Consider the following 25,730-nt stretch of genomic DNA (forward strand, 5'->3'; position numbering starts at 1 on the left):
TTTAAGTTAGTTTATGTCGTATATTTTTATTTTTTAGGATAGTCATGCAATTTGTTCAAACATTTAATCGTTATTTAATGATCGTTATACGTTCTCTGTTTGCGCTTGTAATCATCCTTTTTTCATTACCCATCACTTTTGCCAATATGCCAACAAAATCTAACTTTACGTCTAATTATGGCTATCAGATCAATGAAAATAATGAAATTATTTTTGTTCCAATGCAAAGTTTTTTTGATATTTATAAAGTTGATGCAGATATAAACAGTATTAAATTTAATTCCGAAAATGAAGATATATCTTGGCCTTGGAGTATTGCAATTGACAAAGATCATGTTTTTTATAAAGGAAGCAAATTACCTCTCGTTGATCCTAATAGTGTCGAGTTTATTGTTTCTAATATATTTAAAGATAAAAATCATGTTTATTGGCTAGGGAGTTCTTTATTAAAGTGTTTTGATGATTTCGATCCGGCAACCTTTCAACTAGTTGGCGATAATAGCTATCTTAGACAATACAGTAAAGATAAAAATGGCGTTTATTTACTAAATCAAAAACTAAATGGAATCAGTTCAGAAGGTTTTGAAATCCTTGATTCTCAGAGTTATCAATTATATATAAGAGACAAAAATGGGATTTATATTGACAACAGAATTAAACTTAAAGAAATTGTCGATCCGCAATCTTTTACCTTAATTGATTTTCACTATTCTTTTGACAAATATTATCTTTATTATCACTTAAGAAAAATTGAAGGAATCGCTGATCCGCAATCTTTCACAACCATTAATAAGCACTATGCTAAAGATAAATACAATCTTTATTATCAGCATAAAAAAGTCGAAGGAATCGCTGATCCACAATCCTTTACCTTTATCAATAATAACTATTCCAAAGATAAATATAATCTTTATTATCAACATAAAAAAATTGAAGCAACCACTGATCCGCAATCATTTACCGCAATTGATGTGAGATATGCTAAAGATAAATATCACGTTTATTATCGTAACAAAATCATTGAAGGGGCTGATCCCAACACGTTTAATAGAAATAGGTACGCGACCAATAATGGCTATTATCTTGTTTATGAGGATAAGAATTTTGAATATTGCCATGGTATAAAAATTTCAGCGTCAGAAAGTGAATCTCAATTATGTAATGAAGAATTCGAAGACGAAGGGGATGACTTAAAATACACAATACGTAACAACTTCGTTTATTACCAAAATGAAAAATTAGATCAGATTGATTTAAATTCTCTCTCTTTTTTGGGGGATAGTTATGCAAAAGATAAAAATGCAGCCTACTATGAAGGTAGACCAATTGCTGAGGAGGTAGATCTTGACACTTTTATGCGGATGGTTGCTACGGTAGATTATGCTCAAGATAAGATGCATATCTACTATAAAGGCAAACTAATCGAAGGGGTAGATTATGCGACGTTTGAACTTGATCGATCTAATCTGCTTTACAGCAAAGATAAAAATAGTGTTTATTATCGAGGTCAAAAAATAGTAGGCGCTAACCCCGTAACATTTAAACCTATTAATGATTTTTATGCTATAGATGACAAATTTGCCTATTATAAAAATCAAATCATACTTAACGCTAATCCAAAAGAGCTAAAGACTATTTTTAACGATGATGAAACAGCCTATGATGACCGATTTCAATACACAGCAGGCAAAATTACTTCAGTCATTGATATAACGCAATCCCCAATAAAAACCACCGATTACCCACTACCTCGCCCTATCTCGTTGATACATACCCTTCCGGAATAAATACTAAGTGATTCGGTTATTTATCATTAATCAGCTATTGTCGAGCTTAACTTGTTGTAGCCGTTAATGAGATAGTGTCTCTTTGTTACCAAAAATTAGGTAATTGATAATAAATATAAATGAAAAAATTAATTTTACACATTCAAGCACGAAATTGTTTCTGTTGCAGATTTACTTTGATAAATAATAAAAAAATCCAGTAATTAATCAGCATTACTGGGTAAAATGAAATCAAATAAACTATAACATAGCACAATCAAAAAAGTGGATTTTAAAAATAACAACTTCATTTATTTTTATTAAAAGTAATCTAATTAATCAATTAGCTAGCTGCTCGATTAGCAATAATTTTAATTTGGTATTAATTTCACTGTAAGCAAACTCTGCTACTGAATTAATTGATAATAAAACCTTTTGCCATTGAGAAAGTTCGGGTTCTAGTGCAATATATTTAGCGAATAAAACTTGATTCACTTGGTTCAATATCTGTTGATAAAAAACTAAGTCATCTGTTTCTAATGCATACTCTTCGTTTTGTTGCCAAAACTGTAATAATAGCCATAAGTTATGCTCAATTGTAGAATCAAAAGCGCATTTTGATAGTGGGTAATTTTGTAACAGTCGATAACCTCTTGAGGCTTTACTTTGTGAAAATAGATGTAAATGAAAACGGCTTAATTCACTAGCAAAATTAAGCAGATCTTGTTTATTACCTTGTTTAATTTCTAACTCAACTTCTAAAATAGGTTTGGATTGATGATTTGATATAATTTCGCCTTGATCTAATGCCACTTCAATTTCACTATTAGCAAACGCAACTAACCAAGTTTGGCGTTTAAAATTAGTGGTAAATAATGGTTTAAGATCTTGTTGTAACTGCTCTATATCACAGTTTGCCGGCAATGCCTGACGGGGTAAAACCGTTAAATCAGGCTTAGAACTAGTTAAAGCCATATTAAATTCAGCCCGCTCATGTAAACCAGCGATTGCTTTACCATCACTTTTCAAGGTAAGCTCAAAATGCATATCCCGATCATCTTCACTACCTCTTACTCGTAAACCACAACCATGGTTACGCAGAAAATAGTCAGGAGTATCATAATAAGTGTTGGTGAGTTTTAATTGGCTACAAACTCGCTTTTTAGTAGATAGCGTAGAAAATTCAATTTCATCACTGCTAGTCCATTGATTTAAAAATAGCTGCAAATTAGCGATATCTTGTTGCTTGATTTCAAACTTTAATTCGATTTCGTTACTCATTAATCTGTTTTCTATTCGTTATTTTGCTATATCATATACTGATTAATAGCAGAAATACACTTAATCAATGAGTAACTGAAAAACTCTGTTTTTGTAGCGTATAAAGCTTGGCAAACAAACCATTATTGGCCATTAATTGCTGATAATTACCTTGTTCAACAATAGTTCCATTATCCAATACAATAATCTGATCTGCCGCTATAATCGTTTTTAGTCGGTGAGCAATCACAATAACAGTTCGATCTTTGACTAATTCAGCTATTGCTTGTTGAATATATACTTCATTTTCCGGATCAAGTGAAGCTGTCGCTTCATCCAATAGAACGATTGGCGCATTTTTTAATAAAGCCCGAGCGATGGAAATTCGTTGCCTTTCGCCTCCGGACAATTTACTGCCATTTTCACCAATTAAAGTATCCCAACCATCTGGTAAGCGTGCGATCAATTCATCACAGCGAGCTTTCTTCGCGGCCAATTTCACTTCTTCATCTGTGGCATCATAACGACCAATACGAATATTATTTAGAATGGTATCATCAAACAAAACCACATTTTGAAAGACAAAGGACATCGAACGCATCAAAGCTTCAGGATCAATTTGTTTAATGTTATTACTACCAATAGTAATTTTTCCACTATTCACATCCCAAAATCGTGCAATCAATTGTAATAAGGTACTTTTACCACTACCGGAAGGCCCAACCAGTGCGGTCATCTTATCTGGTGGAATAACACAACTTAAATCCGTTATTACGGGTGTTTGATTATAAGCAAAATTGATGTGATCAATATTTATGGTCAAATCATCAAAAACAATATCATCACGCCCTTCCATAATAGGTTCTGTTTTTAGATTTTTCATTCGCGTAATTGACACTAGCATATAAAATAATTCAGGTAGCAGGGTTAATACCGAAATTAAAGGACCATAAATTCGTGAGCTAACAATGACAAAAGCTAAAAAGGCAATTGGATCTAGGCTTTCTGCAATCATTAACTTTGCGCCAACTAACACAACAATACCTAAACCAACTTGTAATACCATGACTGAAAGTGTAACAAATATACCCCCAATACCTTCAAACTTAATGGCTGCCCACATCATGTTTTTTAGTGATTTATCTAATGCTTTAAATTTTTCACCACTAAGCCCAAATGCTTTGACAATTTTTATACCATCTAAATACTCTTGAACTTGATCCGAAACGGCTAATTTAGCTTGTACATGTTTTTCTGCCCAATGTTTCTCAATTTTTTTGCCAACAATCACAATTAACAATGCTAAAGGTAATGTACAAAAGATAGCACCAGCCATTCGCCAATCAATTATCGCCATTAATGCACAAGTGATTAGGCTACTACAAGAATAGCCAATTATTTGTGGTACTACATGACTCATCATGTTTTCAATGGTGGTGCAATCGCCCATAATATTTGCGGTTAACTCTGATAAATCTTTGCGATTAAAAAAACTAAGAGGTAATTTACGAATACGTTCAGCCACATCAATACGAATGTTAGCCGCCTCCTTATAAGCACTTTCATAGGTTTTTTTGTATTCTCGTTTGTAGCATATTAAAAAAATCCAAGCGGCCAGCAATCCCAATCCAGCCATTGCCCATAAATAACCTCGATTTAATGCTAAATCACTTGTTAATGGGGTGATAAGTATCACGATAATTTGTATTAAAATCACAAAAGGCAACATTAAAGTAAGATTCGAAATAATGCAGGCAAGAATTGCCTGGTTAAGATTGTTACTGCCAGTTTCTGAAAGCATAAGTAAACGTTTAAACATGGGACACCCCACTTGAATGAGTAACATCATTGGCCTCAGTTGTCAAAGCGTTATTAGATTGATTCATCTGCCAATCTAAAGTTTGCTGATAATATTGCCACATTCGATAATAATACCCGTTATGGTTAATAAGCTGTTGATGCACGCCTTTTTCAACAACCGTTCCCTTATCTAATACGATAATTTGGTTAGCATCTTTTATGGTTGATAAACGATGGGCGATCATAATGACAGTTTTATTTTTGATTAATGCTTTTAATGCCAATTGAATTTGATATTCATTTTCCGGATCAGCAAATGAAGTTGCTTCATCAAGAACCAAAATTGGCGAATTTTTTAAGATCGCACGGGCGATGGCTAAACGCTGCATTTCACCGCCAGACAGGTGTAAACCTTGTGAACCAATAATTGAATCATACCCATTAGGTAATGCTTGAATAAAATCATGGCATTGTGCTGCTTTAGCGGCAGCAATTACCTCATCAAGTGTAGCATCGGCTTTGCCAATTTTAATGTTATCTAAAATTGTTTGTTTAAACATAAATACGTCTTGAAAAACAAAGCTAACTAAAGACAGTAAATAATCACTATTCATTTGTCTTATATCCACACCACCAATACGAATTTGACCATGGTTAGGGTCAAAAAAACGTGGGATCAGTAATGATACGGTACTTTTGCCACTACCGGATAAACCTACTAATGCTGTAATAGCGCCTTGTTTAGCTGTAAATGAGATATGGCTAATGGCATTTTTTGCTTGGTGGTTATTACTATCTGTATTGGTCTGACTGTGCTGGTTAATTGGCAAAGTGGTTGTGGTTGACTCTTGTTGATACGAAAAGCTAACATCATCAAAGCAAATATCATAATTGTCAGTGATTAAACCGGTTTTCGGTTCTACCAAGCATGGCGTATTTAACACTTTATCCATATTTTTAACGCTTTCAGCTGTTTGTTGAAGGCCTCTGGTTACATACATCAATTTTAAAAAAGGTACAGGTAATGCTACAGAAAAAATAAGATAAAAAATGGCTGCTAACACAAAATTGGCATAATTATCTACATTTCCTGATATTAAAATAATTACCGGAACAATAAATAGATAAATATTGTTTAATATCAATAAAAAACATGCCATATGATTTTTAAAACAATAGGTAAATTTTAGGCAGTATACTTGATAGGCTTTAATGGCATCATAAAAACGTTTAAATGAAAAAAAGGTCTGATTGAAGGCTTTTACAACAGTAATACCACGAATATATTCTACCGAAGCATTACTCATAGCAACTAAGCGTATTTGATACTCTTGCATATTGGATTTTATTTCTTTACGGTGATAACCACTAATCAAGACCACATAAGCCAGAATAACTGGAACTAATGTTGCCAAGCCCAGTCGCCAGTCAAAAATACTCAAAATAACCAAAATTGCCACAGGTGCTACAAACGATCCCACAATATCGGGTAGCTGGTGAGCAATAAATTTTTCAATTTTTTCAATATCATCATCGACAATCTTGCGTAACTCCCCTGTCGCATGATTGTTATGGAAGCCTAGCGGTAAATGTGAAATATAACGCACAAAATCATATTTAAGTCGATAAAGGGTTTTAAATGCCGCAATATGGGAAAAACATAAAGCAATAAAATCAAATAACACCGCTGATGCTGTAGCGATAAACGCTAACCAACCATAATTAATCACTAATTCAACATTCAATGGCGTATGATTACTTATACTTACAATTAGTTCATACACAATAAAATAAACAGCAATAAAGGGCAAAAAAGTCGCGATGGTACTCAAAATAGAAAAAAAACAGGAGAATATTATTAATATTTTATAAGTAAATGCTAACTCCCAGAGGCGGGAAACAGCTGTTTGATTGCGTGATTCCATATGATAACCACTCACAAATAGAAATAATTATCATTATTGATAAAGTAAAATAAAATAACAATGCTTTTTATATCCAAATTGATATGTTATAACTATTGCTTTAATAGTTATTATTGTTTATTTTAATATTAGTTTTTCAGGCTTTACCTGATAACAAGAATATGATTGATTCCATTATAAAAAAGCAATCCATGGAAAGAATTACTTTTTTACTATGATCTGATTATTTTACAATATGGAAAGGATTTGTTGGTTTTGTTGTAGTATTTTCTGTAGGTGAAGCTGATATTTCAGTTTGTGTTTGATGATATTGCGGTTCGTCTTCAAAACCAATTCCAACATTATTTTCACGCGCATAAATTGCTTCAATCGCAGCCATTGGCACAACAATATGTTGTGGTATCCCAGAAAATCTCGCATTGAATTCAATTTGCTCATTGGAAACCGAAAATTGACCGACCGAATGTGGTGCAATATTTAATACGATCTGATTATTTTGCACAAATTCTTGTGGAACTAATACACCATATACCGAAGCATTAACGACAATATATGGGGTTAATTCATTATCTACAATCCAATCATAAAACGCCCTAAATAGATAAGGGCGACGTGGCGTCATTTGGTTAGCATTCATAATGCACTGCCTTTTCTAATCAATATTGTAAATTTAATAAAATCAATGATTTTATACTCTTAGCTTTTTCTCATCTTCGGTTAAGGAATTAATAAAAGCCGGACGTTCAAAAATACGTGCCATATATGTAAGGTAATTTTTTTCCGCTACTTTTGGCAATTCAATGCCAAGTATAGGTAAACGCCAAAGTAATGGTGCTAAATAACAGTCACATAATGTAAAATCATCACTCATAAAATAGTCTTTTTCTTTAAATATTATTGAAATAGAGACTAAGTCATCGAGCAAATTTTTTCTTGCTTCTTTTGCTGCTTCACTACTTGGATCAGCAATAATTGTTTCATAGGCGCTGTACCATTCTTTTTTCATACGATACATCGTTAAACGGGAGTTAGCTCGTACAATTGGATAAACAGGCATTAATGGCGGATGAGGAAAGCGTTCATCAAGGTATTCTAGAGCAATGTGAGGCTCATATAATGTAAGATCGCGATCGATTAACGTTGGAATTGAACCATAAGGATTGAGATCCAATAATTCTTGAGGTAAATTATCTGCCGTTACAAACTCAATCTCAGCAGTTACCCCTTTCTCTGCCAACACCAAACGAATCTGATGGCCGTAAATATCTGTTGTATCACAAAATAATGTCATTACAGAACGTTTATTAACAGCAACAACCATGTTCACTCCAATTACGTAAAATAAAAAATAAGTTTACAGGTATTATATTCTAACAAATTGGATAACAAATTTGTTAAAAAAAATGATTTTTCTTCTTATCTTTCTTTAATAATGATATTTTTACAAGATGTTTGAGAATAAACCTACGTTTTAGTACAATATTAACGAATAAATTATATTCATTTATTGTTAAATTAACGTCATGTAAGCAATATTCTGAGGTTTTTTGCATAAAAATCATGTTTTATAATTTTTTTGCACCTACCTGCTATTAAAGCAAAAAAACCCAGTATGGACTGGGTTTTGAAACAATTTTGTAATGTTCTCGTGATGTTGCAATTAACGTTTACTGAATTGTGGACGACGACGTGCTTTGCGTAGACCCACTTTTTTACGTTCAACTTGACGTGCATCACGGGTAACAAAGCCTGCTTGACGTAATGAAGAACGCAACGTTTCATCATACTCCATTAATGCACGCGTAATACCATGGCGAATTGCACCAGCTTGACCTGAAATTCCACCACCTTTAACTGTGATATAAAGATCAAGTTTGTTAGTCATTTCAACTAACTCTAATGGTTGCATTACAACCATACGAGCAGTATCACGACCAAAGTATTGCTCTAATGAACGTTTATTAATAACGATATTGCCACTACCAGGTTTGATAAATACACGAGCAGCAGAACTTTTGCGGCGACCTGTACCGTAATATTGATTATCAGCCATCTTCTATCCCCTTAAATATCTAATACTTGCGGTTGTTGTGCCGCATGATTGTGCTCACTACCAGCATAAACTTTTAGTTTACGGTACATTGCACGACCAAGAGGACCTTTCGGTAACATGCCTTTTACAGCAATCTCAATGACTTGTTCAGGATGACGTTCAATCATTTCTTTAAAAGTCGCTTCTTTAAGTCCACCGATGTAACCAGTATGACGATAGTAGATCTTATCAGTGCGTTTTTTGCCTGTTACCGCAACTTTTTCTGCATTGATAACAATAATATAGTCACCGGTATCAACATGTGGTGTATATTCGGCTTTGTGTTTACCACGCAAACGGCTTGCGATTTCAGTAGCTAAACGACCTAGCGTTTTACCTGCTGCATCGACAACATACCAGTCGCGTTTAACTGTTTCTGGTTTAGCTGAAAAAGTACTCATTTGTAATTATCCAAAATTTAATTAATCTCACGTTAATAAATCATTTGATTTATTTACACTTTTTGATTGCTAATATTAAAATAACTCACCCCTTCGAATGATTAAATTAATCCAGACAATCGAAAACAGCATTGGGAAAAAACACTGTTGTAACGTGGGTGGCAATATTATACAGAAATATAATAAAAGTGCTACAAGTTAAAATAAAAAATCATGGCGAGATAAAACACTTGCTGATAAACTCTTAAACTAAGTTTCAATTACTAATAAATTTTATATGAATAATATAATCCAACTTACTGATAAAGATTATATCAGCAAAGGCTTACACCGAAAATGTTATCATCACCCAGATGATGCTAATAAATGTATCAAAGTTAATTATAATGAAGGGGCTGATGAAGAAACCAATCGTGAGATTGCTTATTATAAGCATCTAATTAAGCGTAATATTAGCTGGAATGCACTGGCTAGGTATTATGGTTCAGTAACAACTAATTTTGGTGAAGGTCAAGTTTTTGAGCTAATTCGTGATTATAACGGTAAAACCGCATCCTCACTTGAAAAGTATCTTGCTGATGAACAACTAACCGAACAATATTATGTTGCGTTAGTTAAATCATTAAAAGAGTTAAAATCAGCCTTGCTTAAAGATCGCATTATTACTATGACAATCAAGAGTAAAAATATCCTATTTCAACATTTAACACCCGAACAAAATCGACTAATTATTATCGACAATATTGGTAATTCAACATTTATTCCTATTGCTAATTACATTTCATTTTTCGCTACTGCCAAAATTGAACGTACTTGGCAACGCTTTTTAACCTCACTTATTCGAGAAAACCAGCATAACTCATTAATCACGCGTTTAATTAATGAAGTGAGTCAGTAAGTCTTAACTGGGCAATCGCACCTTTGACATTATCTTGTCTATTTTTAAGGGTAAACATACCTTGATGTAATTTAGCAATGCGATTGACAATACTTAAACCAAGCCCTATTCCATTATGTTTACGATCCATACGGAAAAAGGCTTGGGTCAATTTGTCACTTTTCGTTTCATCAATTCCATTACCTTCATCTTCAATAGCAATCAGCGTATCTTTATTATCTTTATAGCAACTAATGGTAATTGTTGTATGTTTTGGACTATATCGATGAGCATTTTCTACCAAATTACGTACCAATAATCGAATCAATGTTTTATCACCATTAAAAAGAACTTCATTATTAACAAGATTCCATTTAATGATCTGATTTTTGGGAGCAGTTAATTCGGTTAATTCATCAACTAAAGGGAGCATGATGTCATTATGAAAATTGATTTGTTGGTATTGCCCGACTGTAAATTTTTGGCTTGCACGCGCTAACATCAGTAATTGTTCAACCGTATTAACTAATCGATCGATACGTTCAATTAATTCACAACAATCAATATTATTTTTAGTTTCTAATAATTCAAGATGTAATCGAATACCCGCTAAAGGTGTTCTCATTTCATGTGCCACATCGGCAGTAAACAAACGTTCTTGAGATAAGGTATTGCTTAACCTTGCAAATAGGTTATTTAGTCCAGTAGTAATTGATTTAATCTCACGCATATTACTAATTGGTTGGATAGGATTGAGATTATCTTCTGTTCGCTTATTCAGATCTTGTTCAAGAATTTCAAGCGGTTTAGTGATCCATTTAATAGCTTTATAAGCTAAAAATAAAGTTACTAGCATCATTGAAAAAGCTGAACAAAATAATGCAAAAATTGCTTCAAGTTCTTCATGCTCAACAACTTCATCTATTTTATTTTGACTTAAAGTTAGATTCACTAACACATCAATTTGTTCTTTACTTTCATGCCATAGCCAAAATACAGTAATAATCTGACAAATTAGCATAATAGAACCTAACGTAAAAAAAAGATTCCAACGAATACTTTGTCGAATTTGACTTATAGAATTTGCCAACATAACGTAATCATCTTGCTCAAATTTTATTACATCAACTCTTTACATTAAGTTGATAACCATATCCACGAACAGTGCGAATTAAATCTTTTCCCAGTTTATTACGTAAGCCATGAATATACACTTCAAGCACATTGGAACTCGGATCACTTTGCCAATCATAAAGATCATTTTGCAGTAAATCTCGATGCACTTTTTCACCAGCTTTTAACATCAAACGTGATAATAAAATAAACTCTTTGGGGGTTACAATTACTTCTATATTATTTAAAATCACCTTTTGCTGTTTAATATCAATGGTAATTGGACCACAACTAATCACGTTATCAGCAGTGCCTTGATTACGACGAATTAATGCTCTTATTCTGGCTAATAATTCTGATAAGGCAAATGGTTTAATTAAATAATCATCCGCGCCAAGATCCAATCCCTCAACTCTATCTTCTATGGTATCGCGCGCAGTTAGGATTAAAACCGGTGTTTCAATTTGGTTTTTCCGCCAGCGAGTGAGGAGTTCTAATCCATCACAATCAGGTAAACCTAAATCTAAAATAATTAAACTAAATTGCCCAAATTGTAGGTATTGTTCTGCCTGCTTACCATTTGATGCGACTTCACAAACATAACCATTTGAAGTTATGCCATTATAAAGTCCCTTTTGTAACAAACTATCGTCCTCGACAATCAGTATTTTCATTATCAATTATCCTGTTTATGGATTAATTTTAAAAAACACCCGAAATAGCAGTTGATTTATTATACACTTTAACGAGTCTATCAAAATACTCGGTAATAATTTATTATTAAGCAATAAGCCCAATTAATTTACAGGATATTTTTGAATTATTACGTATTGAGCTATATCTTTATTTTAAAACAAACTATTCGGTCAAAAGTCTGTTTGTCACCAACATTATATTAATTTAATATGAGTTACAGTTAACTAACCTATCAAATTAAGAATCTATGCTATTTTTTTTATGAGATAATAATCGTTTTATTATCGGGTGTATTAAAAACCAAAATTTTTTAATTATATATACCGAAACCATACTCACCAAAAAGCCAACAGCTATATCTAACGGCCAATGGATACCTAAATAAATACGGCTCCAACTTACTAACACTGCCACCAAGACTAATAAAAAAACAAGTTTCTTAAAGCAACGAGCATAATTTAAACAAACGGTTAAACAAATTGTCCATACAAACACTGCATGTTGACTTGGCAATGAACTGGTTTGATCATGTAACAAATAATTGGTACCAATATTTACCGCAAAAGGACGAGGTGAATAGAATAAATGACGAATAATAAAAGTGATCAACAATGCCAGCCCCAAACTCAATATCATCTTGATGACTAATAACCGATAAGATGATTTAAAAAAACAATAGATCGTCATAACCACTATTGGCAGATACATCAAATAATTAGCGCAAAAAATAGCGAAATAAATAAATAGTTTGGATGCTTGATCGGAAGCATTAATAAGTAGAAAGAGTTGAGTATTCATACCATTTAATATTAAAACCAATTAAATCGACAATAACTACAACATAATCTACAGAATTAACCTTAAAAGAACCTTAAAACAAAAGATAAATTAACAAGACTTTAAAGGCATTTAAGCAAATAAAAAAGGATTCAATTCAACTAATTATGCAGCGGTAAGCTGCTTTTGATTATTGAAGTAGAACTCAGTATTTATTTAAACCGCTTATGCAGCGGTGAACCCCCTCAACACCTAAAATAAACCGTACCCAGCTTTCTAAACCGCTTATGCAGCGGTGAACACAACCTACTAATGAAAATCAACCTTTATCATTTTCTAAACCGCTTATGCAGCGGTGAACAAAATGCATTTAAACGAGCAATTGAGCGAACCTTTCTAAACCGCTTATGCAGCGGTGAACATGATTTATAGCGTCCTAATCCATATTTATTGTTTCTAAACCGCTTATGCAGCGGTGAACTTAATGGGCGCGCTGTATCCAATAAAAACCACTTTCTAAACCGCTTATGCAGCGGTGAACCAGATATTAACCAATAAATGCGGTATTAATGCTTTCTAAACCGCTTATGCAGCGGTGAACTCGTTATTAAAATCACCACATTTAAACCGAACTTTCTAAACCGCTTATGCAGCGGTGAACTTAGCATGCACAGCGTGATATTTTGACGGCGCTTTCTAAACCGCTTATGCAGCGGTGAACGGTTGGAATCCATGTTAAAGGGCGGCGCGTTATTTCTAAACCGCTTATGCAGCGGTGAACTGCTATTATTTTAATTAACTTGTCGGCTAATTTTTCTAAACCGCTTATGCAGCGGTGAACGCGTCGGTGGTTTTTCCTTTTTTAGTGCTACTTTTCTAAACCGCTTATGCAGCGGTGAACACATGGTTGCTCTGACTCTGGAGGGGGCAGCCTTTCTAAACCGCTTATGCAGCGGTGAACTAGAATCGAACATACTATAAACCCTGTTTAATAAAAGACAAATAATAATTTTAGTGTTAAAAACCCTTTTTTTGGCATCATTTATAACCTATTGATTTTATGAAATTTTAAAATTGTTCAAAAAAAAAGGTTATTTAACTTTATACTAGACTAATTGCTATCAAATGAGGTGGGTTAGTATGTCAAATCGGGATGTTTGACGCGTTGATATTTTGTCTGGAATAAAGCGTTAATACTTAATGAAAGCGAAAGGTAGCCATGATGCGACCTTTTTGATGATAACATTATAAAACAGTGTGAAAATGTTTCAGGTACACCATGCGTTTTAGTATAAAATCCCTCAAAAGTTATATTAAAAAAATTGACTTACTTTACAAGTGCACCTCAGATTAAAAATTGCTTTGCAATGATGTTAATTTTCTAATCCCACTCGAAATAGTTTACTGCAAGACAGTATATGGTTTAACATTTTGATTATAAAACCTTTCAAAATCTAACCATAATTTTAAACACGTAGTAAGAGCGCAATACTAGATAAATAACCTAAACTCAATTAGCTTTTTATGACTTTTCTAACAAGTCCAATATCTGAACTTGTATTTTTTATTAATGTATATTCTAGCTCCAATTAATATAATGCGGTTATATGATATGAATCGGTACTTTAAATACTGCTTTACGTACTTTTTGTGATTGTTCAACCATACATAAAGCTTGGTGCGGCTCCCCAGGATAAAATGTGACAAAATCCCCAGTTTTTAAATGAATTTTATTGGTTAATTTAGGCGACTGTAAAATAAAAAGATCGGGTTTCTTTTCATAACAAGCTTCGTTAATAGCGTTTGTTAAACTATAACCAATAATTTCTTCACCGTTTAATATTAATTGAATATCTAAAAATTGTTTATGAAATTCAGTGTGTCTTTCGTTTTCAGGTGAGGTAAAAGAATCACTAATATTATAAAACCATTCTTCGCCTTCTTGTTGATAACGACCATCGGCTAAACTCTGTAGATTGGCTAATGTCATTTCAGGTCGAGACAAGATGTTATAAAGTGATTTGGGTAATGTTGCTAACTCCAATATGTTTATATTTCCTGCGATCATGTTTTATCTCCAACTTGCAATTTAACAAATAACATGGTTAATAAATGGAATGCCATCATCCTTGACGACATTCATTTTGATTATTTAGGCTTTTTTGACCCAATCTTCTTCAACCAGAACATATTTAATAGCCATTCTAAAATAGGTGTAGGCAATATGTAGCTTTCCATCTAAACCTTGCTTAATGCTTGGATAAGAAAATTCGCGGTTAAGTTGATCTTTAGAATTATTAGACATGCAATAACCATCCCCTTCATCTAAATTACGAATAAAAGGCCAAGATTTGCCATTGTCAGTTGAAATTGCTAAAGACATGGGGGCTCTAGGTGCTCCCCAAAAAGCATTTTTTTGTCCATCAATAATTGCCGCTTCTTTTTTATTGGCACTGGTTTCATCTTCAATTTCATCATAAAGTGAAACACGGCGTTCTTTGGCATCTTTAGCACTTGAATTATTAAAAACTAATGCAATATGTCCATTATCTAACACCGTAGCTTGAATAGACGAATTATTGTTTGGTAATGAAGTAGGATTAGGTTTACTCCATGTATTACCACCATCGGTTGATCTGCTTTCATAAATATAATCTGCCCAGCGACTACGGAAAAGTGCATATAAACTGCCATCTTTAAGCATCAAAATATTCATATGTACACAACCTAAGCTATCAGGGACATCTACATTTTTCCAGGTTACGCCTTTATCTTTAGATATCATGACACCACTGGTATCATAACTACCAACCCATTTTTCTCCCGGTTTAGCAATGCAATAAAATACTGGCAAAAGCCAATCACCATTAGGCATCACCGTGATTGGCTGGCGGATAAAAATACCTTTATTAGCATCTTGCAGTAAAGTTTGGATAGGTCCCCAAGTTTCACCAAAATCATTTGATTTACGGTAACGAACAATAGCAGTATCTTGATTACCAGAAATTTGAGCGGTATATAAGATCCAAAGTACATTATCAGGATCTAAAAAAAACAATGGATTTTGCTCCGATCGGGTTGAGTCTTCAGATAGTTTTATGGCTTTAGTCCAACTATTACTGCCTTTTTTTAACCTTGAATAATAAGCAGAAATATCAGCAATTCCTTCTTGGGTACCACCAAACCAAGTGCAAAGCATATCGCCATTAGGCAATTGTAATAAATTAGCTGCATGATTTTGGACACAATTGGTCGGTAAATAAGCATCAATACGCTGAGGATCACTACTATTTTTAGTCAGTTCTCCTGAACAATTTAGATTAGGTTCAGTCATTATATTATCTCCTTATTCAGACTTAGCTTTTGTTTTTACAAAAGGGCTAATCAATAATTTATCCAACAACATAATTAATGCAGGTGATAGTAAGGCAACATACATATTATTTATTCCCCATGGATCACCAAAGTAAAACCATAAAGAAGTGATAACTGCTGCACCGACTAGCGCTAAATTTGCTGCGCGCGTACTATTTAAAAATGGTAGATAGAATGCGATCATAGCAACAATGGTAATTGATAAGCGAATCGCTCTGGTAAAGAAAGATAATTTTAGTACTTCCGGAAAGGCTAAAACTAACAGCAAAGGGGCAAAACCAACAATAACAGAGATTATTTTGGTTGCTTTAAATTCCTTTTCTTGAGTTGGTTTATAATACGGAACATAAAAATCTTTAACAATCAATGAAGCTATCGCTAATGCTACTGTACTTACACTAATAAAAATTGAGGCAACTAACGAGGTTGTAATTATACCAGCCATAAATGGGTTCATATCTTGAATAAATACTGGCAAAGCATATAAACTTTTAATTTCCGGATGTAAGAATTTTGCAGCGACACCAATAATGGCAATAGCTAATGCAATTGGTAAACAGAAGAAGAATGCGTACCAACAAGCTTTTTTAGCTGATTTGGCATCTTTGGTAGATGAAATCGCTTGAATTACAAACTGTGTACAGAAAATTGAACCAATTGTACCAATTAGCCAAGCAAAAATGGTACTCGCACCAATACTGCCATCCCATGTCCAGTAATGAGGAGGCATTTGTTCAATCATTGGTCCAAAACCACCTGTGAGGTATAATGCCGTACCAAGAATAAACAATACACCAAAATATTTAACCGCACTGTGAATAATAGTTACATAAGCAACACCTTTTAATCCACCAAATGCAAAATAAAAGGTACTGACAACCGCAGTAATAAACGCCGCTACGGGTAATGAAATTTGAAGTACCGTCGATATGGCCGCCGCCCCACTGATATAATTACCAACATTAACCAAAGTTAGTGCATAAATCATAATAATTGATATTAAATTTTTGGTTGAATTACCATATTTTTGCGCAATAGCTGCTGAAATGGTAATTTCACCAGTATTATATATTTTTTTAACGAGCAATAAACCAAATAATGGGAAACCAATTGCCGCACCAATAACTGACCACGAGGCAGCAATCCCATTATCAAAAGCAGACTGTGCTGTACCAATAGTGGATTTAGCACCGATATATTCTGTCATTAATAAGATACCCACAACAATAGCTGGTACTGCCCGCGACCCTTCCATAAAATCACTATTACTTTTACTTCTTAAAAAATAAGTCATCCAAGATGTAGCTAAAATATAAATAACTACAATACTTACAATAATGATTGTGTCCATCGTTCCAAAGTAATGCATAAATCACCTATCCTGTAATTACATGTTAAATATGAACTATAGTTGATTCACAATAGTTCTAATGGTGGCGATATGTTCATCGGAGAACATGATAGGATAACGGCTGACACCGACCTCTTCGCCCATTAGTGTTAACGCTTTTTTCACCGCTGCTGGTGAAAATACTGTTGCATAAAGATTCTTTCTTAAATCGCCCACTGCATCTTGTGCGGCTTTTGATTTATCCAAATCACCTAATTTAAAATTCTTCCAAATGGCATTAATGTACCCAGGTGCCACATTAGCGAGTCCAGAAATAGAGCCTACTGCGCCACCAACAAATCCTTGATAAATTAAAGAATCGGGGCCTGTTAACACATCAAAACCATCGATTTTATTTGCTACATCGAGGAAAGCTTGTAAACTTTCAGCGCTACCAGCACTATCTTTAATCCCTAAAATATTTGGATGTTCTGCTAGTTTTGCGGCAGTTTCTGGTTGAATAGTGTTGCCGGTTCTTGCTGGAATGTTGTATAAAAACACAGGCACAGTCAGTGCATCTGCAATGGCAGTATAGTGATAGATAAGTTCTTCTTGTTTGACTGGAATAAAATACGGTGCAATGACTGATACCGCATCGACGCCTAATTTTTGAATCTCTTTGCCTAATTTAATGGTCTCACGGGTCGAGATTTCGCCGATATGAGCCATAACCGGTGAACGTCCTGCTACTTCATCAACACAAACTTCGGTCACCTTGATTTTTTCCTGTGTACTTAAAACAAAAAATTCACCATTAGTACCATTACAAAAAACACTATTACCGTTGATCAGTTGACGCTGAACCTGTTTACGCATCCGTTTAGGGCAAAAATCACCATTATCATCAAAGGTTGTGACAATGGCGGTTAAAATACCTTCAATTTTTTTACTCATTATATTTACTCCTGTTGAATAAATTTTTAAAAAAGGGATTGATAAATAGCTAGCACATCCTCTTTGGTTACCTTTTTAGGAACGTTATTCATAAGTCGCTTTACATCCAATGCAGCATCAACGAGATATGGCAAGTTATCTGGCGAGATATTAAGTTCATGTAATTTGGTAGGTAATGCCAATCGTTTTACTAACTCTCTAAAATAATTAACCAAAGCGTGGGATTTTTCTTCAGTAGTTAGTGAATGCTTAGCATCTGGTAATAAGTCATAAGCTTTGGCAAACTTATCAACCACTGCATCACGCACAAACTCCATACAAGGAACAAGTAAAATGGCATTGGCAACACCATGCGCTATATGGTATTTACCGCCTAGTGGATAAGACATAGCATGAACTAAATGCGTACCGGCATGCGCAATAGCAGCACCACCGTAGTAAGAAGCCCAAAGCATATTAAGTTTGGCATCAATATCACCTTTATCACTGACTGATTTTTCAAGTGAACTAAATAGTTTTTGCATACCAATTAATGCATAATTGTCACCAATTGGATTAGCAATACTGGCAGTAAAGCACTCAATCAAATGACACAAGGCATCAACCCCAGTTGAGGCAGCAATATGATTTGGCATAGATGTAGTTAATTCTGGCACTAAACAAACATAATCCGGTAACATTACCGGTGAAATAATACCTTGTTTAGTATCTTTTTCTGGTATTGCTAATATAGCATTAGGCGTTGCTTCTGAACCTGTGCCGGCAGTGGTTGGAATTAAAATTGAGGTGCACCGTTTAGTGGGCTTATCACCTGCTAATAATTCAGTTAGTGTTATATTTGCATCTTTCACACATAAAACGGAAATTAATTTAGCGACATCAAGTACGCTCCCGCCACCTACACCAATGACCAGATCAGCATCTGATACTTTCATATTATTTAATAAATCGGTGACATCGTGATGACTCGGTTCTGGCGGAATATCATCAACTAAAGTAACTATAGGCACAGTATCTTTGACTTTATTAATCAATGTTGATACTTCAGGTAGATTGATAATATTTTTATCGGTAATAAATAATGTATGTTTTCGTCCTTTTAATAAAAAATGAAGATCTTTTAATATCCCCTGTCCACTTAGGATGGTACTGTTTATGTGCATAATTAACTCCGGTTAATATTTCAAAGCTAAAATGAATAATAAAAATCAATTTGATTTATTTTGCTCAATAATAATAGGGTAAAATAGCATAAATGAACAAATATAATATTTAAAAACATGATCAAGATCACAAAACAATTAAAATGATTAAATTTAATCATTTTAATTGCGTTTTTTTAAAAGAAATCGGTATAATCGAAAAATGAAAAAATTTATAACAATAGGTAATCAATGATTGAATTAATTATTGCTGATGATTTCACTGGCTCTAATGATGCAGGAGTACAATTGGTTAATAAGGGAATGACCGTCAATGTTTTTTTTGATTGGCAACATGCTAATTTTTGTGAAAATAATTCAAATGCCGAGCATACAAATAGCGTGATGGTAATTAATACTGAAAGCCGAGCAACGACCAGTGAAGAAGCACAGAAAAGAATCAAAACGGTAATGGCGAATAATAGCAAAGATAAACATTGTTATAAAAAGATTGATTCGACCCTGCGAGGTAATATTGGCGCTGAAATAGAAGCACTTTTAGATAGTACTCATTATAAAGTAGCATTAGTTATTCCTGCTTTCCCTAAAATGAAACGTATCACCAAAAAAGGGAAGTGTTATATTGATGGTATTGAACTAATCAAAACTGAATTTGCTAGCGATCCTAAAACACCGATTTACTCATCAAATATCAAAGCGTGTATTGAACAGCAAACAACTTTGTTATGTGAAGAAATTTATTTAGAAACAGTAAGAAGTCAGCAATTACAACATCAAATAGAAGCGCTAATTGATAAAAATCATAAAATTATTGTGATTGATGCCGAAAGTGATCAAGATCTACAACTGATTATTCAACAAATTTTGCCGATACAAGAACAAGTATTACTCGTGGGTTCTGCTGGACTGATTGATTTTTTACCAATAGTAGCAAAACAAAAAGTAAAAACCGATAGCAACACTAAGAGTAATCCACTGCTAGTTATAGCTGGTTCAATGAGTGAAACAACACAACAGCAAATTAGCTACACCATAAAAAATGGGAATAACAATTGGAAAGTTGTCGATATTGAGATTACTGATTTAATACTAAAATTCCCAGATAGGAAATTAACAAAGTATATAGAACAAATTCAACAAATACTTGATTATCACCAACACTGTATTGTTAGAACTAGCTCAAATCGTGCAGACCGTCATAAGATTGATAGTTATTGTCAAAAATATCAGTTGACGCGAACTCAATTAGGAGAACAAATCTGTCAATCATTAGGGTTATTAGTCAATCATTTACAATTTCATAACCTGTTTTTAACCGGAGGTGACGTTGCTATTTCAGTTGCAAAATCATTAGGCGCAATTGGTTTTAAAATTGAAGGAGAAGTCAGTGTCGGTGTACCTTATGGCAAATTGATAAGTGAAAAGAACTTACATTATCGGGTATTTACCAAAGCAGGTGGCTTTGGATGCCAAGACATATTTTTAAAAGCATTAGCATTTATTTAAAGGAGACTAATTGTGTCAAAAATCGTAGCGATAACTATGGGCGATCCCGCAGGCATTGGTCCTGAAATTATTGTCAAAGCTTTACAAGCAGATATTTTGAAAAATATCCATTCGGTTGTGATTGGTTCAGCTGAATTATTGAAAAAACAATTAAATATGGGGTTATTTAAGCAGGTTAACTTTAATGTAATTGATAAAGTTAGCGATGCCAATTTTTCACCTAACATTATCAATGTGATTGATATTAAATTAGCAGATTTTGATTCTTTACAACCAGGAATAATTCAACCTCAAGCTGGTGATTTAGCTTATCGCTGTGTAAAAAAAGCCACTGAGCTAGCATTAAAAGGAGAGGTCACAGCAATTGCTACCGCACCACTAAATAAAGAAGCATTACATTCCGCCGGGCATATGTATCCGGGCCATACCGAATTATTAGCTAAATTAACTAACAGTAAAGATGTGGCTATGGTACTTTATACTGATTCACTCAAAGTCATTCACGTCACCACGCACGTATCACTACGTAAATTTTTAGATACCTTAAATTGTGATCGAATTGAAAAAGTGATTAAAATTGCTGATGATTTTCTTAAAAAGATTGGTATTAAACATCCTAAAATTGCGGTTGCCGGCGTTAATCCACATGCAGGCGAACATGGTTTATTTGGTGATGAAGAAATTAGATTTGTTACACCCGCTATCGAAACCATGCGTCAATGTGGCTGTGATGTAACTGGTCCATGTGCACCAGATACGGTATTTTTACAAGCTCAGCAAGGTAAATTTGATATGGTGGTCGCGATGTATCACGATCAGGGGCATATCCCCCTTAAATTATTAGGATTTTATGATGGAGTGAATATTGCTGCTGGTTTACCGTTTATACGCACATCAGCCGATCATGGCACCGCATTTGATATTGCATGGCAAGGTGTTGCCAAAGCCGATAGTATGATAGAATCAATCCGCTTAGCGGAACTGTTATCTTAATAGGGTAGTAGAAACAAAAAAAGAGGATTGTACAGTGGGAAAATATAATCGACTAGATCAAATCATGGACTATCTAAAAATTCATAATCTCGTGACTGTCGAAGAGTTAGTGATAGCAACAGAAGCTTCCCCTGCGACAATCCGTCGAGATTTGATTAAATTAGATCAGCAAGGAGTAATTAGCCGAACTCATGGGGGGGTCACCCTTAATCGGTTCATTCCTGCTCAACCCACAACTTCAGAAAAAATTCATAAAAATTTTACTGAAAAACAACTTATTGCTGACATGGCAGCCCAACTGATTAAACCGGGTGATTCAATTGCGCTTGATGCAGGCACCACAACCCTTGAAATCGCTAAAAGAATTACTCAAATGCCGATTAGGGTTATTACCTCTGATTTACATATTGCCTTATTCTTATCGGAATTTAAGCAAATTGAAGTCACCATTATTGGTGGGAAGATTGATGATAGTAGCCAGTCTTGTATCGGCGAACATGGGCGCTCATTATTACTACAAATTAATCCTGACATCTCTTTTATTAGTTGTAATTCATGGAGCCTGAATAAAGGAGTCACGGCACCAACTGAAGATAAAGCCTTAATTAAAGCTAGTTTTGCCGAAAAAGCCGATAGAGTTATTCTGGTTGCCGACAGCAGTAAATATGATTCTTATTCGCTATTCACCTCAATTCGATTAAACCGCTTTACGGATATTATTACAGATAATCATTTGGATGCCCAAACGCTACAATTGCTTCAATGCCAGCCATTTACATTACACATAGCAGGTTAATTATCTATTTTTAACACAACACGTAAAAAAATAGAGCGCAAATTGACTAGCAAAGATAGCAAAGATAGCAAAGATTATTATGCGTTAATCAATAATTAATGCTGTTAATAAACAATTTCACTATCGACAAAAAAGTAAGCAATTTCTCTGGCAGCTGATTCTAGAGAATCTGAACCATGCACGGCATTTTCTCTTACACTATCGGCAAAATCAGCACGTAATGTTCCTGTTCGCGCTGTTGCCGGATCGGTTGCGCCCATTAACTCGCGATAACGACTAATCGCATTTTCAGCTTGCAATACCTGAACAACAATTGGGCCTGACACCATAAACTTAACTAAATTGTCAAAAAACGCTTTATCTTGATGTTCGGCATAAAAGCCCTCCGCTTGAATTTTAGTTAGCTTGAGCATTTTCAAGGCCACAATATCAAATTTTGCCTGAGTTATACGTGTTTCAATTTCACCAATTAACTGTTTTCTAACTGCATTGGGTTTGATGATGGAGAGTGTACGTTCAATAGCCATATGTGTTATCCTTGATTAATCCAATGTAAATTTTATGCGATAAATTTGACCACTTTCATCAAATAATAATAAATGCTGTAGCCCTTTTTTTTCTACTGTTAATACCACTTTCTCATTATCTTTAGAGCGTGCAATTAATGCCCCATTTAAAAACCACCATTTCTGCCCTGCCCCTCCTTGTGGTGTTAAATCAATGGTTACTGATTGATGACCGGGTAGTCGTTTTATCAATTGATTATCAAGTATTCCAGTAATAATTAGTGGTGAAAAAACATCATTGCCAAATACTGGGCAATTTCTATCAATTGGTGGTAACAGTGATTGCCGACGCTCTTTTGGTAATAACCATTCTTCTAAGGCTATTGGCCAAAGTGCAATGGATTTTTTTTGAGCATCTTTACAATCTGCAGCGACGCGTTCTCCGTATTGATTAACCCAAATATTGATCCAGCCTGAACGATAGATATTATTCTTAAGCACATTCAATGTATCAAGCGTTGGTGGTATCATATTATTAAATATCCATGCGTTTTTTTGTCGATGGCAATTTGGGTCATTTGCAGCTAATACTTGACCCGATGGCCAACAGATTTTTTCGGCGGTTACTGAATCTGGTTTGGTCACAGTGGGCAATGCTCGATTCAGGCGACGTTCCTTATTTAACAATAAAGCATTTACTTGTTGTAAAATTGGTACTGCAGTCACTGCGCCATATTGCCCAACCACAGGGCTGCCATCAGGTCGGCCAACCCATATGCCAATTAAATAACGCGGGTTAAGCCCTATTGCCCAAGCATCACGATATCCGTAACTCGTTCCTGTTTTGTAAGCCAATTGATTATTATTAACTAACATTTCTTTAGTTATCCAAGCACTACCGTCGGCAATCAAAGGTTTCTCGACTAACTGGTCATTTTGAATAAATCGTAAAGGACTTACTTTACCATTGCGGGCAAAGGCACTATAAGCACTGACTAAATTATCCATTCGCAGTGATGCCCCACCTAAAATGTATGATATATTTGGATCATTACCTGCCGACACCAATGGTAAACCAACACTCGCCAGCTTACTAGCAAAACGCCTAGGACCATATAATTCAATTAATTGTACCGCTGGCAAATTTAATGAATTTTTTAATGCATCTGCTGCACTAACCGGGCCGTGAAAATCTTCATCAAAATTAGTCGGTCGATAATCTGAATTAATACGAGGCACATCTTGTAGTAATGATGCAGAATGAATCATCCCCTCATCAATAGCCATCGCATAAATAAAAGGCTTTAACGTAGAACCTGGTGAGCGTAGCGCACTAATCATATCCACTTGTCCAAATCGTTCGTTATCATTAAAATCAGCCGAACCAACATAGCCTTTTACAGACATATCCGTATGATCTACAACTAAAATGGCAAGTGATGTTTTGGGCGGTAATTGGTTTTTACGATTACTAGCCAGATCTTCAAGGTTATATTGCAAAGAAAAATCAATAGTTGAATGAATAACATCCTTATTTGGATATTGTTGACGCAATCTTTGCGCTAATAATGGCGCAAATTGTGGCGTTTTACGTGGGTAAACCCACACTTCATCTTGGCGAACTTGATTGATGATTTCTGGAGTCCAGACATGATTTTCGGCTAATCGGTCTAACACTTTATCACGAGCTAGCTTGGCTCTGTTCGGGTATCTATCTGGACGTAATCGACTCGGAGCTTGTGGCAAAACCGCTAATAAAACAGCTTCGCTACGCGTCAGTGCCTTCGGTTGCTTTCCAAAATATGACCAACTTGCGGCACCAATACCTTCAATGGTGCCACCATAAGGTGCATGGTTAATATATAAAGTTAATATTTCTTGTTTGCTATAATGCCATTCCAATTGCAAAGTTCGGAATATTTGTTTCAATTTTCCGGTTAAAGAACGATCATGAGGATCAAGTAAGCGAGCAACTTGCATCGAAATAGTACTACCGCCAGACACAATTTTGTTATTAGTCAAATTTTGCCAAGTTGCTCGCAGCAAAGAAAGCGGGTTGATACCGATATGTTTATAAAAATGGCGATCTTCATAATTTAATAACACGTCAAGATAATAATCAGGTACTTCATTTAAATTAACTGAGTAACGCCAAATACCATTGCTATCAGCAAACCGCCAAAGCGGTGTTTTATCCTGAGCAATAACGGTTTGTGTAGTTTTATTTTGCTGAATTGATAAGGGAAATAAATAATCAGCCACTAAAAAAGCAGCAAAGAGAAAAATAAATGAGAACAATAATAAGGTAAATATTTTAAAAAGACGCTTTTTCATTATTGTCAAAATGTTTCAGGTTAGGATGACGTTTCAGTCATAATATTGCCCACCAACTTCCATTGA

Annotated in this window: 22 protein-coding genes and 1 CRISPR repeat array; of the genes, 5 read left to right on the top strand and 17 right to left on the bottom strand. The window is 34.4% G+C overall.

Annotated elements, in window-relative coordinates; all coding sequences use genetic code 11:
- The first annotated feature begins 44 nt into the window (after window positions 1–44).
- The gene (locus tag Q0K76_RS03095; RefSeq protein ID WP_294611152.1) at window positions 45–1,787 is read left to right on the top strand and encodes a DKNYY domain-containing protein; all 1,743 of its coding nucleotides are present in this window, start codon (window positions 45–47) and stop codon (window positions 1,785–1,787) included.
- Between the two features lie 318 nt (window positions 1,788–2,105).
- On the opposite strand, the gene Q0K76_RS03100 is transcribed toward Q0K76_RS03095, so the two are convergent.
- From Q0K76_RS03100 to rplM, 7 genes are all read right to left on the bottom strand, one after another.
- Window positions 2,106–3,047 carry a CYTH domain-containing protein gene (locus Q0K76_RS03100; RefSeq protein WP_294611154.1) on the bottom strand — a complete coding sequence of 314 codons (942 nt, stop codon included), beginning with the start codon at window positions 3,045–3,047 and terminating at the stop codon, window positions 2,106–2,108.
- Window positions 3,048–3,111: 64 nt separating this feature from the next.
- Window positions 3,112–4,845: an ABC transporter ATP-binding protein gene (locus Q0K76_RS03105; protein ID WP_294611155.1), complete on the bottom strand. Its 1,734-nt coding sequence runs from the start codon at window positions 4,843–4,845 to the stop codon at window positions 3,112–3,114.
- Entirely contained in the window at window positions 4,838–6,751 is a 1,914-nt protein-coding gene (locus tag Q0K76_RS03110) for an ABC transporter ATP-binding protein (RefSeq protein ID WP_294611158.1), read from the bottom strand. Before Q0K76_RS03110 ends, Q0K76_RS03105 begins: the two co-directional genes overlap by 8 nt.
- Window positions 6,752–6,974: 223 nt before the next feature.
- Window positions 6,975–7,388, bottom strand: a complete 414-nt coding sequence (locus Q0K76_RS03115) for a ClpXP protease specificity-enhancing factor (protein WP_294611161.1) — start codon at window positions 7,386–7,388, stop codon at window positions 6,975–6,977.
- A 51-nt stretch (window positions 7,389–7,439) separates the two neighbouring features.
- Window positions 7,440–8,072, bottom strand: coding sequence for a stringent starvation protein SspA (gene sspA, locus Q0K76_RS03120; protein WP_294611164.1), 633 nt, complete (start codon window positions 8,070–8,072; stop codon window positions 7,440–7,442).
- A 339-nt stretch (window positions 8,073–8,411) separates the two neighbouring features.
- Window positions 8,412–8,804, bottom strand: coding sequence for a 30S ribosomal protein S9 (gene rpsI / locus Q0K76_RS03125; protein ID WP_294611167.1), 393 nt, complete (start codon window positions 8,802–8,804; stop codon window positions 8,412–8,414).
- Between the two features lie 11 nt (window positions 8,805–8,815).
- Complete coding sequence (gene rplM, locus Q0K76_RS03130) at window positions 8,816–9,244, bottom strand: 50S ribosomal protein L13 (RefSeq protein ID WP_034901369.1); 429 nt, start codon at window positions 9,242–9,244, stop codon at window positions 8,816–8,818.
- 277 nt (window positions 9,245–9,521) lie between these two features.
- Between rplM and Q0K76_RS03135 the strand changes: the two genes are divergently transcribed.
- Entirely contained in the window at window positions 9,522–10,142 is a 621-nt protein-coding gene (locus tag Q0K76_RS03135; protein WP_294611189.1) for a YrbL family protein, read from the top strand.
- Here Q0K76_RS03135 and pmrB read toward each other — a convergent pair.
- The 8 genes from pmrB to Q0K76_RS03175 form a co-directional block, all read right to left on the bottom strand.
- Window positions 10,123–11,214 (bottom strand): two-component system sensor histidine kinase PmrB, encoded by a 1,092-nt coding sequence (gene pmrB, locus Q0K76_RS03140; protein ID WP_294611192.1) that lies wholly within the window; start codon window positions 11,212–11,214, stop codon window positions 10,123–10,125. The two genes, Q0K76_RS03135 and pmrB, sit on opposite strands and share 20 nt — an antisense overlap.
- A gap of 31 nt (window positions 11,215–11,245) precedes the next feature.
- Entirely contained in the window at window positions 11,246–11,908 is a 663-nt protein-coding gene (pmrA, locus tag Q0K76_RS03145; RefSeq protein ID WP_294611194.1) for a two-component system response regulator PmrA, read from the bottom strand.
- Window positions 11,909–12,167: 259 nt separating this feature from the next.
- Window positions 12,168–12,728 carry a phosphatase PAP2 family protein gene (locus Q0K76_RS03150; protein ID WP_294611197.1) on the bottom strand — a complete coding sequence of 187 codons (561 nt, stop codon included), beginning with the start codon at window positions 12,726–12,728 and terminating at the stop codon, window positions 12,168–12,170.
- Window positions 12,729–12,860: 132 nt separating this feature from the next.
- A CRISPR array of direct repeats spans window positions 12,861–13,668; the repeat unit is 28 nt; unit sequence TTTCTAAACCGCTTATGCAGCGGTGAAC.
- Window positions 13,669–14,310: 642 nt separating this feature from the next.
- The gene (locus tag Q0K76_RS03155; protein WP_294611200.1) at window positions 14,311–14,775 is read right to left on the bottom strand and encodes a YhcH/YjgK/YiaL family protein; all 465 of its coding nucleotides are present in this window, start codon (window positions 14,773–14,775) and stop codon (window positions 14,311–14,313) included.
- Between the two features lie 84 nt (window positions 14,776–14,859).
- Window positions 14,860–16,041 (bottom strand): exo-alpha-sialidase, encoded by a 1,182-nt coding sequence (locus Q0K76_RS03160; protein ID WP_294611203.1) that lies wholly within the window; start codon window positions 16,039–16,041, stop codon window positions 14,860–14,862.
- 12 nt (window positions 16,042–16,053) lie between these two features.
- On the bottom strand, window positions 16,054–17,451 hold the full coding sequence (locus tag Q0K76_RS03165) for a sodium:solute symporter family protein (protein ID WP_294611205.1): 1,398 nt from the start codon (window positions 17,449–17,451) through the stop codon (window positions 16,054–16,056).
- 36 nt (window positions 17,452–17,487) lie between these two features.
- The gene (locus tag Q0K76_RS03170; RefSeq protein ID WP_294611208.1) at window positions 17,488–18,366 is read right to left on the bottom strand and encodes a dihydrodipicolinate synthase family protein; all 879 of its coding nucleotides are present in this window, start codon (window positions 18,364–18,366) and stop codon (window positions 17,488–17,490) included.
- Window positions 18,367–18,392: 26 nt separating this feature from the next.
- Window positions 18,393–19,529 (bottom strand): iron-containing alcohol dehydrogenase, encoded by a 1,137-nt coding sequence (locus tag Q0K76_RS03175; protein WP_294611211.1) that lies wholly within the window; start codon window positions 19,527–19,529, stop codon window positions 18,393–18,395.
- Window positions 19,530–19,760: 231 nt separating this feature from the next.
- Here Q0K76_RS03175 and Q0K76_RS03180 point away from each other — a divergent pair, with 231 nt between their 5' ends.
- From Q0K76_RS03180 to Q0K76_RS03190, 3 genes are read left to right on the top strand one after another with little or no spacing between them, the layout of a single operon-like run.
- The gene (locus tag Q0K76_RS03180) at window positions 19,761–21,035 is read left to right on the top strand and encodes a four-carbon acid sugar kinase family protein (protein WP_294611214.1); all 1,275 of its coding nucleotides are present in this window, start codon (window positions 19,761–19,763) and stop codon (window positions 21,033–21,035) included.
- A gap of 12 nt (window positions 21,036–21,047) precedes the next feature.
- Complete coding sequence (gene pdxA / locus Q0K76_RS03185; protein WP_294611217.1) at window positions 21,048–22,028, top strand: 4-hydroxythreonine-4-phosphate dehydrogenase PdxA; 981 nt, start codon at window positions 21,048–21,050, stop codon at window positions 22,026–22,028.
- Between the two features lie 34 nt (window positions 22,029–22,062).
- Window positions 22,063–22,824 (top strand): DeoR/GlpR family DNA-binding transcription regulator, encoded by a 762-nt coding sequence (locus tag Q0K76_RS03190; RefSeq protein ID WP_294611220.1) that lies wholly within the window; start codon window positions 22,063–22,065, stop codon window positions 22,822–22,824.
- A 104-nt stretch (window positions 22,825–22,928) separates the two neighbouring features.
- Here the strand turns inward: Q0K76_RS03190 and ndk are convergent, their stop codons facing one another.
- Complete coding sequence (ndk, locus tag Q0K76_RS03195; RefSeq protein WP_294611223.1) at window positions 22,929–23,351, bottom strand: nucleoside-diphosphate kinase; 423 nt, start codon at window positions 23,349–23,351, stop codon at window positions 22,929–22,931.
- Window positions 23,352–23,366: 15 nt separating this feature from the next.
- On the bottom strand, window positions 23,367–25,664 hold the full coding sequence (pbpC, locus tag Q0K76_RS03200; protein WP_294611226.1) for a penicillin-binding protein 1C: 2,298 nt from the start codon (window positions 25,662–25,664) through the stop codon (window positions 23,367–23,369).
- Window positions 25,665–25,730 lie beyond the last annotated feature (66 nt).

The organism is uncultured Gilliamella sp., from assembly GCA_945271295.1.
GTDB lineage: Bacteria > Pseudomonadota > Gammaproteobacteria > Enterobacterales > Orbaceae > Gilliamella.

What these genes read in the sequence shown, in the direction of transcription:
- Q0K76_RS03095 (WP_294611152.1), top strand. Translation starts at nt 45, where the DNA reads ATGCAATTTGTTCAAACATTTAATCGTTATTTAATGATCGTTATACGT.
- Q0K76_RS03100 (WP_294611154.1), bottom strand. Translation starts at nt 3,047, where the DNA reads ATGAGTAACGAAATCGAATTAAAGTTTGAAATCAAGCAACAAGATATC.
- Q0K76_RS03105 (WP_294611155.1), bottom strand. Translation starts at nt 4,845, where the DNA reads ATGTTTAAACGTTTACTTATGCTTTCAGAAACTGGCAGTAACAATCTT.
- Q0K76_RS03110 (WP_294611158.1), bottom strand. Translation starts at nt 6,751, where the DNA reads ATGGAATCACGCAATCAAACAGCTGTTTCCCGCCTCTGGGAGTTAGCA.
- Q0K76_RS03115 (WP_294611161.1), bottom strand. Translation starts at nt 7,388, where the DNA reads ATGAATGCTAACCAAATGACGCCACGTCGCCCTTATCTATTTAGGGCG.
- sspA (WP_294611164.1), bottom strand. Translation starts at nt 8,072, where the DNA reads ATGGTTGTTGCTGTTAATAAACGTTCTGTAATGACATTATTTTGTGAT.
- rpsI (WP_294611167.1), bottom strand. Translation starts at nt 8,804, where the DNA reads ATGGCTGATAATCAATATTACGGTACAGGTCGCCGCAAAAGTTCTGCT.
- rplM (WP_034901369.1), bottom strand. Translation starts at nt 9,244, where the DNA reads ATGAGTACTTTTTCAGCTAAACCAGAAACAGTTAAACGCGACTGGTAT.
- Q0K76_RS03135 (WP_294611189.1), top strand. Translation starts at nt 9,522, where the DNA reads ATGAATAATATAATCCAACTTACTGATAAAGATTATATCAGCAAAGGC.
- pmrB (WP_294611192.1), bottom strand. Translation starts at nt 11,214, where the DNA reads ATGTTGGCAAATTCTATAAGTCAAATTCGACAAAGTATTCGTTGGAAT.
- pmrA (WP_294611194.1), bottom strand. Translation starts at nt 11,908, where the DNA reads ATGAAAATACTGATTGTCGAGGACGATAGTTTGTTACAAAAGGGACTT.
- Q0K76_RS03150 (WP_294611197.1), bottom strand. Translation starts at nt 12,728, where the DNA reads ATGAATACTCAACTCTTTCTACTTATTAATGCTTCCGATCAAGCATCC.
- Q0K76_RS03155 (WP_294611200.1), bottom strand. Translation starts at nt 14,775, where the DNA reads ATGATCGCAGGAAATATAAACATATTGGAGTTAGCAACATTACCCAAA.
- Q0K76_RS03160 (WP_294611203.1), bottom strand. Translation starts at nt 16,041, where the DNA reads ATGACTGAACCTAATCTAAATTGTTCAGGAGAACTGACTAAAAATAGT.
- Q0K76_RS03165 (WP_294611205.1), bottom strand. Translation starts at nt 17,451, where the DNA reads ATGCATTACTTTGGAACGATGGACACAATCATTATTGTAAGTATTGTA.
- Q0K76_RS03170 (WP_294611208.1), bottom strand. Translation starts at nt 18,366, where the DNA reads ATGAGTAAAAAAATTGAAGGTATTTTAACCGCCATTGTCACAACCTTT.
- Q0K76_RS03175 (WP_294611211.1), bottom strand. Translation starts at nt 19,529, where the DNA reads ATGCACATAAACAGTACCATCCTAAGTGGACAGGGGATATTAAAAGAT.
- Q0K76_RS03180 (WP_294611214.1), top strand. Translation starts at nt 19,761, where the DNA reads ATGATTGAATTAATTATTGCTGATGATTTCACTGGCTCTAATGATGCA.
- ndk (WP_294611223.1), bottom strand. Translation starts at nt 23,351, where the DNA reads ATGGCTATTGAACGTACACTCTCCATCATCAAACCCAATGCAGTTAGA.
- pbpC (WP_294611226.1), bottom strand. Translation starts at nt 25,664, where the DNA reads ATGAAAAAGCGTCTTTTTAAAATATTTACCTTATTATTGTTCTCATTT.